This is a genomic window from Streptococcus tangpeifui (assembly GCF_044503215.1).
Taxonomy (GTDB): Bacteria; Bacillota; Bacilli; order Lactobacillales; family Streptococcaceae; genus Streptococcus; species Streptococcus tangpeifui.
This window is the reverse complement of the sequence record NZ_CP172427.1, coordinates 1,908,561-1,922,501: the sequence shown is the minus strand read 5'-3', so window position 1 is coordinate 1,922,501 and position 13,941 is coordinate 1,908,561. Positions and strand designations below refer to the sequence as shown.

General features: G+C 43.8%; 8 protein-coding genes, 6 tRNA genes and 3 rRNA genes. 15 read left to right on the top strand and 2 right to left on the bottom strand.

Going from position 1 to position 13,941, the window contains the following annotated elements:
- Positions 1-52 precede the first annotated feature (52 nt).
- From ACFSN5_RS08840 to ACFSN5_RS08830, 3 genes are all read left to right on the top strand, one after another.
- Positions 53-721 (top strand): fructose-6-phosphate aldolase, encoded by a 669-nt coding sequence (locus ACFSN5_RS08840; RefSeq protein ID WP_165213373.1) that lies wholly within the window; start codon positions 53-55, stop codon positions 719-721.
- 777 nt (positions 722-1,498) lie between these two features.
- Entirely contained in the window at positions 1,499-2,896 is a 1,398-nt protein-coding gene (locus ACFSN5_RS08835) for a bifunctional Cof-type HAD-IIB family hydrolase/peptidylprolyl isomerase (RefSeq protein WP_398600653.1), read from the top strand.
- Positions 2,896-3,261: a S1 RNA-binding domain-containing protein gene (locus ACFSN5_RS08830; RefSeq protein WP_398600651.1), complete on the top strand. Its 366-nt coding sequence runs from the start codon at positions 2,896-2,898 to the stop codon at positions 3,259-3,261. Before ACFSN5_RS08835 ends, ACFSN5_RS08830 begins: the two co-directional genes overlap by 1 nt.
- 44 nt (positions 3,262-3,305) lie before the next feature.
- Here the strand turns inward: ACFSN5_RS08830 and cysK are convergent, their stop codons facing one another.
- Positions 3,306-4,235, bottom strand: a complete 930-nt coding sequence (gene cysK, locus ACFSN5_RS08825) for a cysteine synthase A (RefSeq protein WP_398600649.1) — start codon at positions 4,233-4,235, stop codon at positions 3,306-3,308.
- A gap of 99 nt (positions 4,236-4,334) precedes the next feature.
- Positions 4,335-4,964, bottom strand: coding sequence for a YigZ family protein (locus tag ACFSN5_RS08820; RefSeq protein WP_398600648.1), 630 nt, complete (start codon positions 4,962-4,964; stop codon positions 4,335-4,337).
- A gap of 46 nt (positions 4,965-5,010) precedes the next feature.
- Between ACFSN5_RS08820 and ACFSN5_RS08815 the strand changes: the two genes are divergently transcribed.
- The 12 genes from ACFSN5_RS08815 (at position 5,011) to ACFSN5_RS08760 (ending at position 13,861) form a co-directional block, all read left to right on the top strand.
- Positions 5,011-6,309, top strand: a complete 1,299-nt coding sequence (locus ACFSN5_RS08815; RefSeq protein ID WP_398600646.1) for a DEAD/DEAH box helicase — start codon at positions 5,011-5,013, stop codon at positions 6,307-6,309.
- The gene (locus ACFSN5_RS08810; protein WP_165213365.1) at positions 6,310-6,978 is read left to right on the top strand and encodes a ComF family protein; all 669 of its coding nucleotides are present in this window, start codon (positions 6,310-6,312) and stop codon (positions 6,976-6,978) included.
- A 75-nt stretch (positions 6,979-7,053) separates the two neighbouring features.
- The gene (gene hpf, locus ACFSN5_RS08805) at positions 7,054-7,602 is read left to right on the top strand and encodes a ribosome hibernation-promoting factor, HPF/YfiA family (RefSeq protein ID WP_165213363.1); all 549 of its coding nucleotides are present in this window, start codon (positions 7,054-7,056) and stop codon (positions 7,600-7,602) included.
- Between the two features lie 342 nt (positions 7,603-7,944).
- Positions 7,945-9,492 (top strand): 16S ribosomal RNA (locus ACFSN5_RS08800).
- 202 nt (positions 9,493-9,694) lie between these two features.
- Positions 9,695-9,767, top strand: a tRNA-Ala gene (locus ACFSN5_RS08795).
- 278 nt (positions 9,768-10,045) lie between these two features.
- Positions 10,046-12,944: ribosomal RNA gene (locus tag ACFSN5_RS08790) — 23S ribosomal RNA — on the top strand.
- 190 nt (positions 12,945-13,134) lie between these two features.
- Positions 13,135-13,250 (top strand): 5S ribosomal RNA (rrf, locus tag ACFSN5_RS08785).
- Together the 16S, 23S and 5S rRNA genes with 6 tRNA genes alongside form the textbook arrangement of a ribosomal RNA operon.
- 27 nt (positions 13,251-13,277) lie before the next feature.
- Positions 13,278-13,350: transfer RNA gene (locus tag ACFSN5_RS08780), tRNA-Val, on the top strand.
- Positions 13,351-13,464: 114 nt separating this feature from the next.
- Positions 13,465-13,537 (top strand) — tRNA-Asp (locus ACFSN5_RS08775).
- Positions 13,538-13,612: 75 nt separating this feature from the next.
- Positions 13,613-13,685 (top strand) — tRNA-Lys (locus tag ACFSN5_RS08770).
- Between the two features lie 5 nt (positions 13,686-13,690).
- A tRNA-Leu gene (locus tag ACFSN5_RS08765) sits at positions 13,691-13,772 on the top strand.
- Between the two features lie 16 nt (positions 13,773-13,788).
- Positions 13,789-13,861, top strand: a tRNA-Thr gene (locus tag ACFSN5_RS08760).
- Positions 13,862-13,941: the final 80 nt, after the last annotated feature.

The following is a 13,941-nucleotide window of genomic DNA, read 5'->3' as shown; positions in this document are numbered from 1 at the left end:
ACAAGATGATAAATCATTTAATTTAACAAACATACTATTTAAGGAGGCACTTATGGAATTTTTATTAGATACATTGAACTTGGAAGCCATAAAAAAATGGCACCACATTTTACCCCTGGCTGGCGTTACGTCAAACCCCAGTATTGCTAAAAAAGAAGGCGAGATTGATTTTTTCCAACGTATCAATGAAGTTAGAAAAATCATTGGTTTGGATGCCAGTTTGCATGTTCAGGTCGTTGCCAAAGATTATCAAGGTATTTTGGCTGATGCTAAAAAAATCCGTCAAAAAACGGATGATCAGATTTATATCAAGGTACCTGTAACTCCAGATGGCCTTGCTGCCATTAAAAGCTTAAAGGCAAAAGGGTATAATGTTACAGCCACTGCCATTTATACTACTATGCAGGGCTTGTTGGCCATCTCTGCTGGAGCTGACTATTTGGCGCCCTATTTTAACCGCATGGAGAACTTAGATATTAATGCTGAACAGGTTGTTATGGAATTGGCCCAAGCCATTGAACGTACAGATTCTTCTAGTAAAATTTTGGCGGCCAGCTTTAAGAATGCCAGCCAGGTGACTAGGGCCCTGGCCTGCGGAGCACAAGCGGTAACTGCAGGGCCGGATGTTTTCGAAGCAGCTTTTGCTATGCCATCGATCGCTAAAGCAGTGGATGATTTTGCTGCCGATTGGCAGGCAATCCAGCATAAGGATACTATTTGAACGAATTATCTCCAATGTTTATAGACGTTAATAATGGCTGTCTAAGGTTACAGAAAAAGGGTTTTTTCGTTCTGTTTTAGCAGTGATATTAAATATTTAGCGTAATAACAAATTGGAGAGTTGGACTCAATCAGTAAATCGTGATAAAATCACAATTTTGATTTTCCTCGTCCTCTTATTTTGGGGCTCAGAGCTCTGCCACTTTCCTATTTTTAGGTGGTAGATTATCCCAGACTGCCAAAGTCCACTGGAGCATTTCAATCCCACCTCCGCACAGTTGATCTTGGTCTTTTTCAAACGGTCTCCCAGACTGTTTGACCTATCCTTGCAGTCCAGTGGATTGTTGAAGAAGGTGCCTGAAAATGGGCCTGCAGTCCCAAGACAAGGACCGCCAATCAGCAATGGTTCATTGGTGCTAGTACTAATGAACCTGTTGAATTGTACAGGGGTAAGCCTTCTCGGCATAGTCAACAAGTCTTACTACCAACTACTGCGTCAATCTAGTAAACTAGGTCAATGCAAAAGGTGCAGGACTTTTCCAGACTCTTCTTCTGTACAACGGGCTACTCAAAGCTTATCTCTCACAAAGCAAGGACCGGTCAGCCGTTTGGGTGATTACTGTTTTAAAAAAATAAATTGGGCCGTCGTTATGCCGAACGGCCTCTATTCAATTGTGCGGACTAGTTTATCATAACCTGAAGGCTCTGAGCGAATAACCATTCTGACGCTATCTTTCCTAAAGTTTCTGCTATAATAGTACTCAATAGGAGTGATGTTATGGACGCAAAAACAAAATATAAGGCTAAAAAGATTAAAGCCGTCTTCTTTGATATTGATGATACTCTTCGGACGAAAGACACTGGTTATATGCCGGAGTCTGTTAAAAAAGTCTTCGAACAATTAAAAGAAAAAGGAATTATCACTGGTATTGCTTCTGGGCGAGCTCGCTATGGCGTTCCCCAAGAGGTACAGGATCTAAATGCTGATTACTGTGTTAAATTGAATGGGGCTTACGTCAAGGACAAGGATAAGAATATTATTTTTCAGCGCCCAATCCCTGCGAACTTGGTTAAGGCCTTCAAGGCTTGGGCCGATGAAATTGGTATTTATTACGGTCTGGCTGGTCGTCACGAAGCGGTCTTGTCCTACCGTAACGATGTGATTAGTGATGCTATTGACATTGTCTACTCTAATTTAGATGTTAACCCTGATTTTGATAAGAATCATGATGTTTATCAAATGTGGACCTTTGAAGATACTTTAGAGGATTTGAACTTACCAGAATATTTAGCTGAGCACTTACGATTAGTGCGATGGCATGATCACTCCTTTGATGTTGTGTTGAAGGATATCTCTAAAGCCCTAGGTGTTTCAAAACTAGTAGAGTATTTAAACCTCAAGCCAGAGAATATTTTATTCTTCGGCGATGGTCCAAATGACCTAGAAATGTTCGACTATGTTGGTCTCAAGATTGCCATGGGGAATGCTGTTCCCGAATTAAAGGAAAAAGCGGACTTTGTTACGAAAACAGTAGAAGAAGATGGTATTTTATATGCCTTGGAGGAATTAGGTTTGGTTGAAAAAGAATTACACTTTCCACAATTGGATTTAGAAAATCATAGTGGCCCTGTTGCTACTATCAAGACAAGTCAAGGAGATCTGATGGTAAAGCTCTTCCCTGAACAGGCTCCTAAAACCGTTGCCAATTTTATTGCCCTAGCGAAAGATGGCTATTATGATGGTGTAATTTTCCATCGTATTATCCCAGACTTTATGATTCAAGGTGGCGATCCAACAGGCACTGGTATGGGTGGTGAATCCATCTATGGGGAACGTTTTGAAGATGAATTTTCAGAGGAACTCTATAATTTGCGTGGGGCCCTGTCAATGGCTAATGCGGGTCCAAATACCAATGGTAGCCAGTTTTTTATCGTACAAAATAAAAATTTTCCATATTCGGCCAAGGAATTAAAACGTGGTGGCTGGCCAGAAGCTATTGCGGATGCCTATGTAGCAGGCGGGACCCCGCATTTAGATCGCCGTCATACGGTATTTGGTCAGTTGGCAGACGAGGCTTCGTTTGATATTTTGGATAAAATTGCAGCTGTTGAAACTGGTGCTCAAGACAGGCCGATTCAAGATGTCCTAATTGAAACAATTGAGGTTCAGGATTGATGAAAATTGGTGAAAAATATAAGGGAGTCATTACAGGCGTCAAGCCTTATGGGGCCTTTGTTGCCCTCGAGAACGGGACGACTGGTCTGATTCATATTTCAGAAATCAAGACCGGTTATATTGAAAATATTTTCGAGGCACTCAAGCTTGATCAAGAAGTACTTGTCCAAGTTTTGGACTATGATGAATTCAGTGAAAAAGCCAGTCTCTCCCTGCGAACCTTGGAGGAAGAAGGGCACCATTTTTCTCACCGCCATCGTTTTTCGAACAGTCGTTATAAGATTGGATTCAAACCTTTGGCAGATAATATGGAGATATGGGTTAAAGAGGGGTTAGATTACCTTAGTAGAAAAAAGGTTGACTGATATCAATGTCAGTCAACCTTTTTTCTAGTTTTATATTAATTTGCTCACTCTTCAAAATCATAGAGAGTAGTTGATAAATAACGTTCACCATTATCAGGTAAGAGTGTTAAGACTTTTTTTCCAGCACCTAGTTCTTGGGCAACTTGGATAGCTGCATAGATAGCAGCTGATGAAGAGATGCCTGGTAGGAAGCCTTCTAGGCCACCGATAAGGCGACCAGTTGCGATAGCATCATCGGATTTCACCCGAACAATACTATCGTAAGCCTTGGTGTCTAGGGTTTCAGGGATAAAGCCAGCAGAAATACCTTGAATCTTATGAGGACCGGGTTTATCTCCAGAAAGGATGGCTGATTCATCTGCTTCAACAGCATAAACTTTAACAGATGGGTTAGCTTTTTTTAGAGCATGGGAAACACCAGAAAGAGTACCCCCTGTACCAACACCAGCAACAAAAGCATCTAACCCAGTTGAACCAAAGGCTTCGATGATTTCTGCTCCAGTAGTGGATTCATGGATAGCAGGGTTAGCAGGATTATTAAATTGCAACGGTACCCAGCCTCCGATTTCTGTAGCTAAGTCTTTAGCCTTTTGGATGGCTCCCTTCATACCCTCGCTGCCTGGTGTCAGAACTAATTGAGCACCATAAGCCTGAATGATTTTGCGACGTTCGACACTCATGGTCTCTGGCATTGTAATAATAACCTTATAACCTTTAGCAGCCCCAACCCAAGCTAAACCAATACCAGTATTCCCGCTGGTCGGCTCAACGATGATACCGCCAGGTTTCAAGAGGCCCTTTTGTTCGGCATCTTCAATCATTGACAAAGCAATTCGATCTTTGACAGAAGAGCCAGGGTTAAAGGATTCTAATTTGACATAGACATCGGCAGCCCCCTCGGGGACACTCTTGTTTAATTTAACAATGGGAGTATTGCCAATCAATTCCGTGACATTATTATAGATTTTTGTCATACTTTCACCTCTCAAAGAATCTTAGAATTGCTAATAGTATAGATGTCAAAAGAACTTTTGTAAAATACAAATTCTTTATCAAGTGATAAAGAATAATTATCAGCTAATTGGAACTTCGACGACTTTACTACCGGATTTCTTACTGGTAACCTTACCCTGGTAAAATTCAACTAAGGCTGAACAAGTAGCTTCTACTTTATCAGGATCGACATAAATAGTGGTTCGGACCCTATCAGAGAACTCTGTATCTTGCTCTTGCAAGACCTCTTGGGCTAAGAAGTTGGCAAAAGTTTGATACTGGGGATAGGTAAGTTCGATTTGAATACCTGCCTGATCCTTGACCTCAACCACTCCCTGTTTCTTAATGGTGTCAGCAACAACACTGGAATAGGCACGGATAAGGCCGCCTGTACCTAATTTTATCCCCCCAAAATAGCGAGTCACAACAGCAACAATATTGGTCAGGCCCTGCTTTTCTAAAACGGTGAGCATTGGTACGCCAGCCGTTCCGCTAGGCTCCCCGTCATCGCTTGAACGCTTAATTTCAAAATTTTGGCCAATGATCATAGCAGAACAAGAATGGTTAGCCTTGTGGTGTTCCTTCTTAATTTGAGTGATGTAGGTACGTGCCTCTTCTTCACTGGTTACTCGTTTGATTTGGCAAATAAAGCGAGATTTTTTAATGATTTCTTCTCTGGTACCATCTTTGGCGATTGTTTTATAATTCATGAAAAAATTTTATCATATTTCAAAACTTATGCGAATAGATAAGTAAATGGAAAACTTAGAAAATTACTATGGTCGCCAATTTTTATCTTGGCAGTTACCCCCAGCATTAAAAGCACATGCCCAGACTGTACCGGCTACAGTCAAAAAGTCTGGGAAGATCTATTGTGGGCGTTGTAACAGCTACCTATTACCAGCTTGGATGCTACCAGATGGTTCTTATTACTGCAGAAATTGTATTGCCTTCGGCAGGGTCACAAGTACAGACCAACTGTGTTATTTTGAACAGAAATCCTTTCCTTGTGTTTCTTATTTGAGCTGGCAAGGACACTTAACTCCTTATCAGCAGGAAATTTCCGATAAACTTGTCGCTGCTATTAAGAAGAAAGAAAATATCCTAGTCCACGCTGTGACGGGTTCGGGTAAAACCGAAATGATCTATCAGGCAGTTGCCTCAGTCCTCCAAAAAGGAGAGACAGTTGCCTTAGTCAGCCCCAGAATTGATGTCTGTCATGAACTCTATCAGCGTTTTCAATGTGATTTTACATGCCCGATTTCATTGTTGCACTCAGGGTCGGAAAATTATCATCGCTCACCTCTTTTAATTTCAACTGTCCATCAACTTTTTAAGTTTCGCCAGGCTTTTGAGTTGATTATTATTGATGAAGTAGATGCTTTTCCTTATGTAGATGATCAGGGCCTTTACCAAGCTGTGGCGAATGCTCTTAAGCCTCAAGGATCGAAGATATTTTTAACAGCAACTTCGACTGACAATTTAGATAAAGCAGTGAAGAAAAGACAGATAAAGGAAGTGCATCTAGCTAGACGGTTCCATGCCCATCCGCTTGTCCTCCCTAAATTGATCTGGTTAGCAAACTTGGATATGAAGATAAAAAGAGGACAGCTACCTGCTAAATTACTCAGTGATATCAAAAGACAAAGAAAAACTAAATATCCTCTGTTACTTTTCTATCCTACTATTGCAGAAGGTCAACAGCTTGCGCAACTCCTTCAAAATTATTTACCAGAAGAGAAGGTGAGCTTTATTTCTAGTCGAGCAGACCAGCGATTGGACTTAGTTCAAGATTTTCGTGATGGTAAAATAGACCTTCTTGTTTCGTCGACGATTTTGGAAAGGGGAGTAACCTTCCCCAAAATAGACCTTTTTGTCTTAGATGCCCATCATAAATTGTATACCAAATCCTCCTTGATCCAAATTGCTGGCCGAGTTGGTCGAAGTAGTGAGCGACCAACTGGCTCATTACGTTTCTACCATGGGGGTGTTACAAAAGCTATGCGGCTAGCGATTTCTGATATTAAAACGATGAATAAAAGAGGAGGTTTCTAAATGGAGTGTTTGATATGTCGTAATCAAATTCAAAATAACATTAAATTTACCTCGCTCTTTTTTATGTATCAGGATGAAGTCTACCTTTGTGACGAATGTAGGGACCAATTCGAACCAATTCGTTCGAAACATTGTCCGAGTTGCTACAAATCTGGGATTGATGAAGTTTGCCAAGACTGTCTTTATTGGCAGAAGAGAGGGAAAGAAGTCAATCACAGAGCACTGTATACCTACAACCAGGCAATGAAACAATACTTTTCTGCGTATAAATTCCAAGGAGATTATTTGTTAAGAAAAGTGTTTTCGCCTATTATTAGAAAAGTTTTAGTTGCTTATAAAGGGTACACAATTGTCCCAATTCCCCTAAGTAATGAAAGTTTTCAAAAGAGGAAATTTAATCAGGTCACTGGATTTTTAGATGCTACCGCTTTGACATATTGCAATCTCCTAAAAATTAGCAGACAAGGAAAACCCACTCAATCTAGTAAGACGAGAGAAGAAAGACTAAAGGCTGAACAGTTTTTTGTGATCGATTCCACTAAAAAAATTCCAGAAAAGGTCCTATTAGTGGATGATATCTATACGACAGGGGCTACAATGATTCTAGCTAAAGATTTACTTGTTGAAAGTGGCGTGAAAATTGTAAAAACTTTTTCATTGGCGCGCTAAAAATCCTTGCAAAAAATTCCAAATATAGTAAAATAAAATAAAAGAAAGCGTTTTAACGCAAGAAAGAGGAAGCCTATGATTAAATTTAGTATTCGCGGTGAAAACATTGAAGTTACTGATGCTATCCGCAATTACGTAGAATCAAAATTAGCTAAAATCGAAAAATACTTTAATCAATCACAAGAGTTGAATGCTAAAGTAAATTTGAAAGTTTATCGTGAAAAAACAGCCAAAGTAGAAGTAACTATTCCAGTTGGTTCTATCACCTTACGGGCAGAAGATATCTCGCAAGACCTTTATGGATCAATTGATCTTGTTTCAGATAAAATTGAACGTCAAATTCGTAAAAACAAGACCAAAATTGCTAAGAAACACCGTGAAAAGATTGCGACTGGCGAAGTATTCTCAGCAGAGTTTGTTGCTGAAGCAGTTGAAGAAGTTCCTGAGGCAAAAATTGTTCGAACCAAAAACATTGATTTGAAGCCAATGGATGCAGAAGAAGCCATCCTTCAAATGGATTTACTTGGACACGATTTCTTTATCTATACAGATGCCGAAGATGGAACAACAAATGTTATTTATCGCCGTGAGGATGGAGATTTCGGTCTTATCGAAGCAAAATAAATGATTAAAGACTCTAGGAATAAAAATCACATTTTAAAATAGGAGTTAATCCTTTTGAGTGAAATTATTTCTGGAGTTTTTTTCTTGATTCTATTGACAGCTTTTTTAGTTGATGTTAAACTTTAGAAAGCTAAAGTTAAAGCTAGAAAAAATAGTTTGTAATTTTTTTCAAAACTATTGACAAGTTATTAAAAAAATAGTAAACTATAAGAGTTGCTTTAAAAGAAAGCATAAGACCTTTGAGAACTGAATAGAGACGAACCAAGACGTGCGGGTTACGAGAGTAACCTGTCAAAGGACAATAAGTCAGCGATGACACAAGTGAGTTAAGCGCTCAAACTATTAGATGAGAGTTTGATCCTGGCTCAGGACGAACGCTGGCGGCGTGCCTAATACATGCAAGTAGAACGCTGAGTACTGGAGCTTGCTCTAGTACGAGGAGTTGCGAACGGGTGAGTAACGCGTAGGTAACCTGCCTGTTAGCGGGGGATAACTATTGGAAACGATAGCTAATACCGCATAATAGTGACTAACTCATGTTAGTGATTTGAAAGGTGCAAGAGCACCACTAACAGATGGACCTGCGTTGTATTAGCTAGTAGGTGAGGTAAGGGCTCACCTAGGCGACGATACATAGCCGACCTGAGAGGGTGAACGGCCACACTGGGACTGAGACACGGCCCAGACTCCTACGGGAGGCAGCAGTAGGGAATCTTCGGCAATGGGGGGAACCCTGACCGAGCAACGCCGCGTGAGTGAAGAAGGTTTTCGGATCGTAAAGCTCTGTTGTAAGAGAAGAACGATGTGTAGAGTGGAAAGTTACACAAGTGACGGTATCTTACCAGAAAGGGACGGCTAACTACGTGCCAGCAGCCGCGGTAATACGTAGGTCCCGAGCGTTGTCCGGATTTATTGGGCGTAAAGCGAGCGCAGGCGGTTTAGTAAGTCTGAAGTTAAAGGCAGTGGCTCAACCATTGTTTGCTTTGGAAACTGTTGAACTTGAGTGCAGAAGGGGAGAGTGGAATTCCATGTGTAGCGGTGAAATGCGTAGATATATGGAGGAACACCGGTGGCGAAAGCGGCTCTCTGGTCTGTAACTGACGCTGAGGCTCGAAAGCGTGGGTAGCGAACAGGATTAGATACCCTGGTAGTCCACGCCGTAAACGCTGAGTGCTAGGTGTTAGGCCCTTTCCGGGGCTTAGTGCCGGAGCTAACGCATTAAGCACTCCGCCTGGGGAGTACGACCGCAAGGTTGAAACTCAAAGGAATTGACGGGGGCCCGCACAAGCGGTGGAGCATGTGGTTTAATTCGAAGCAACGCGAAGAACCTTACCAGGTCTTGACATCCCGATGCCATCCCTAGAGATAGGGAGTTACTTCGGTACATCGGTGACAGGTGGTGCATGGTTGTCGTCAGCTCGTGTCGTGAGATGTTGGGTTAAGTCCCGCAACGAGCGCAACCCTTATTGTTAGTTGCCATCATTAAGTTGGGCACTCTAGCGAGACTGCCGGTAATAAACCGGAGGAAGGTGGGGATGACGTCAAATCATCATGCCCCTTATGACCTGGGCTACACACGTGCTACAATGGTTGGTACAACGAGTCGCAAGCCGGTGACGGCAAGCTAATCTCTGAAAGCCAATCTCAGTTCGGATTGGAGGCTGCAACTCGCCTCCATGAAGTCGGAATCGCTAGTAATCGCGGATCAGCACGCCGCGGTGAATACGTTCCCGGGCCTTGTACACACCGCCCGTCACACCACGAGAGTTTGTAACACCCAAAGTCGGTGAGGTAACCTTCGGGAGCCAGCCGCCTAAGGTGGGACGGATGATTGGGGTGAAGTCGTAACAAGGTAGCCGTATCGGAAGGTGCGGCTGGATCACCTCCTTTCTAAGGAAAAACTAAGTAACGGAGGGCGTTTAAAAGCGACTTGATTTTAGGAAACCAAGGCAGTATGCTTGCATACAAGGTGGTTTATCTAAATCACAAGCTTTTAGCCCGAGTACAATTTAGCCGATAAGGTTAAAGGTACCCTTATTTAGCTACGGAAGCACGTTTTAGGGCGTCTCTATTTAGTTTTCAGAGGTTTTGTGGGGCCTTAGCTCAGCTGGGAGAGCGCCTGCTTTGCACGCAGGAGGTCAGCGGTTCGATCCCGCTAGGCTCCATAGGATACGAGAGATGATTCGCTTTAGCGAAAACTTGTATTCTAAGCTAAATAAGATATTGTTCAAGAAATTGAACACGACCTCATTTTTTAGGAAAAAAGATAAATCTCCTTGTGTGCAAGTCACACAGCGTTGATTTCCTATTTTTCTACAAAAATGCCCAACAAGTTGGGACGGTCTTAGTATCTTAGACTTGTCCATTGAAAATTGAATATCTATCAAATAGTAACAAGAAAATAAACCGAAACGCTGTAAATATTTAATGAGTTTTTTAATAAGGTTAAGTTAATAAGGGCGCACGGTGGATGCCTTGGCACTAGGAGCCGATGAAGGACGTGATTAACGACGAAATGCTTTGGGGAGCTGTAAGTAAGCTGAGATCCAGAGATATCCGAATGGGGGAACCCGGCAACTACAGGTTGTCATCCATATCTGTTAAGGATATGAGAAGGAAGACGCAGTGAACTGAAACATCTCAGTAGCTGCAGGAAGAGAAAGCAAGAGCGATTGCCTGAGTAGCGGCGAGCGAAAGGGCAGGAGGGCAAACCAGGATGTTTACATTCTGGGGTTGTAGGACTGTGAAGAGTGATCAAACGTCATAAAAGAACGACTTGGGAAAGTCGGCCAAAGAGAGTAAAAGCCTCGTATTTGAAATGATGGAAGACGCTAACAGGATCCTGAGTACGGCGAGACACGAGAAATCTCGTCGGAAACTGGGAGGCCCATCTCCCAACCCTAAATACTCCCTAGTGACCGATAGTGAACCAGTACCGTGAGGGAAAGGTGAAAAGCACCCCGGAAGGGGAGTGAAAGAGAACCTGAAACCGTGTGCTTACAAGAAGTTCGAGCCCGTTAATGGGTGAGAGCGTGCCTTTTGTAGAATGAACCGGCGAGTTACGTTATTGTGCGAGGTTAAGTTGAAGAGACGGAGCCGTAGGGAAACCGAGTCTGAAGAGGGCGGATAAGTACAATGACGTAGACCCGAAACCAGGTGACCTACCCATGAGCAGGGTGAAGGTGAGGTAAGACTCACTGGAGGCCCGAACCAGAGTACGTTGAAAAGTGCTTGGATGACTTGTGGGTAGCGGAGAAATTCCAAACGAACTTGGAGATAGCTGGTTCTCTCCGAAATAGCTTTAGGGCTAGCGTCGACAATAAGAATCTTGGAGGTAGAGCACTGTTTGGGTGAGGGGTCCATCCCGGATTACCAATCTCAGATAAACTCCGAATGCCAACGATTTATGGTCGGCAGTCAGACTGCGAGTGCTAAGATCCGTAGTCGAAAGGGAAACAGCCCAGACCACCAGCTAAGGTCCCCAAATAATTGTTAAGTGGAAAAGGATGTGGGGTTGCACAGACAACTAGGATGTTAGCTTAGAAGCAGCTATTCATTCAAAGAGTGCGTAATAGCTCACTAGTCGAGTGACCCTGCGCCGAAAATGTACCGGGGCTAAAACAATTTACCGAAGCTGTGGATCCTTTAGGGATGGTAGGAGAGCGTTCTATGTGTGGAGAAGGTATACCGTGAGGAGTGCTGGAGTGCATAGAAGTGAGAATGCCGGTATGAGTAGCGCAAGACAGGTGAGAATCCTGTCCACCGTAAGACTAAGGTTTCCAGGGGAAGGCTCGTCCGCCCTGGGTTAGTCGGGACCTAAGGAGAGACCGACAGGTGTATCCGATGGGCAACAGGTTGATAGTCCTGTACTAGAGTATAGAGTGAAGGAGGGACGCAGAAGGCTAACTCAACCAGACGACTGGAAGTGTCTGGCCAAGCAGTGAGGTGTGGACTGAGTCAAATGCTTAGTCCTGTAACATTGAGCTGTGATGGGGAGCGAAGTTTAGTAGCGAAGTGAGTGATGTCAGGCTGCCAAGAAAAGCTTCTAGCGTTAATGTATACTCTACCCGTACCGCAAACCGACACAGGTAGTCGAGGCGAGTAGCCTCAGGTGATCGAGCGAACTCTCGTTAAGGAACTCGGCAAAATGGCCCCGTAACTTCGGGAGAAGGGGCGCTCAGCTAGACTGAGCCGCAGTGAAAAGGCCCAAGCAACTGTTTATCAAAAACACAGCTCTCTGCGAAATCGAAAGATGAAGTATAGGGGGTGACGCCTGCCCGGTGCTGGAAGGTTAAGAGGAGGGTTTAGCGTTAAGCGAAGATCTGAATTGAAGCCCCAGTAAACGGCGGCCGTAACTATAACGGTCCTAAGGTAGCGAAATTCCTTGTCGGGTAAGTTCCGACCCGCACGAAAGGCGTAATGATTTGGGCACTGTCTCAACGAGAGACTCGGTGAAATTTTAGTACCTGTGAAGATGCAGGTTACCCGCGACAGGACGGAAAGACCCCATGGAGCTTTACTGCAGTTTGATATTGAGTATCTGTACCACATGTACAGGATAGGTAGGAGCCATAGAGATCGGGACGCTAGTTTCGAAGGAGGCGCTGTTGGGATACTACCCTTGTGTTATGGCTACTCTAACCCGCTAGGCTAAGCGTCTAGGGAGACAGTGTCTGACGGGCAGTTTGACTGGGGCGGTCGCCTCCTAAAAGGTAACGGAGGCGCCCAAAGGTTCCCTCAGATTGGTTGGAAATCAATCGCAGAGTGTAAAGGTATAAGGGAGCTTGACTGCGAGAGCGACAACTCGAGCAGGGACGAAAGTCGGGCTTAGTGATCCGGTGGTTCCGCATGGAAGGGCCATCGCTCAACGGATAAAAGCTACCCTGGGGATAACAGGCTTATCTCCCCCAAGAGTTCACATCGACGGGGAGGTTTGGCACCTCGATGTCGGCTCGTCGCATCCTGGGGCTGTAGTCGGTCCCAAGGGTTGGGCTGTTCGCCCATTAAAGCGGCACGCGAGCTGGGTTCAGAACGTCGTGAGACAGTTCGGTCCCTATCCGTCGCGGGCGAAGGAAATTTGAGAGGCTCTGCTCCTAGTACGAGAGGACCAGAGTGGACATACCGCTGGTGTACCAGTTGTTCTGCCAAGAGCATCGCTGGGTAGCTATGTATGGAAGGGATAAACGCTGAAAGCATCTAAGTGTGAAGCCTCCCTCAAGATGAGATTTCCCATGATTATATATCAGTAAGAGCCCTGAGAGAAGATCAGGTAGATAGGTTGGGAGTGGAAGTAGTGTAAGCTATGAAGCGGACCAATACTAATCGCTCGAGGACTTATCCTAAAGAAGGTATTGACAGCGCGAGGTAAGGCTTGATACAATAGATAGGTATTCAATTTTGAATTGGCAAAATAAGTAATGAGAACGTGAAGAAAAGCGTATGATTTTAGGAAATCACCGCAGAAGTCTAAGGACTTCAAGAGGATTTATCTAAATCACTAGCTTTTAAGTTCGAATACAATTCAATTCATAGTTAAGTGACGCTAGCCTAGGAGAGACACCTGTATCCATGCCGAACACAGCAGTTAAGCCCTAGCACGCCTGAAGTAATTGGGGGTTGCCCCCTGTGAGATAAGGGAGTCGCTTAGCGCATAGGAATCTAAGAAGGTTCCATTAGGGAGTTTAGCTCAGCTGGGAGAGCATCTGCCTTACAAGCAGAGGGTCAGCGGTTCGATCCCGTTAACTCCCATGATTAAGTAATGAGAACGTAAAGCAAGCGTAGGAAATGGGTAAGAAATCCTGATTTCTTAAGCCTTTTATCTAAATCACTAGCTTTTAAGTTCGAATACAATTGCTTAGAATAGGTCCCGTGGTGTAGCGGTTATCACGTCGCCCTGTCACGGCGAAGATCGCGGGTTCAATTCCCGTCGGGACCGTTGAAATAGTCTGGTGGACTATTTCAATCTGGAAAAAAGTAAGCGTAGTTTACAATAGTTTCTGGACAATAGTCAGACTCGTTAGCTCAGTTGGTAGAGCATTTGACTTTTAATCAAAGGGTCACTGGTTCGAGCCCAGTACGGGTCATAGATGCGGGTTTGGCGGAATTGGCAGACGCACCAGATTTAGGATCTGGCGCTTAACGGCGTGGGGGTTCAAGTCCCTTAACCCGCATAATAAGAAGCAATAGGCCGGCTTAGCTCAGTTGGTAGAGCATCTGATTTGTAATCAGAGGGTCGCGTGTTCAAGTCATGTAGCCGGCATTTGCGAACGTAGTTCAGTGGTAGCGAATATTATTCGTTACTTTTTTGTTTAGACCATTAAAAAGCACTCATAAATTTAA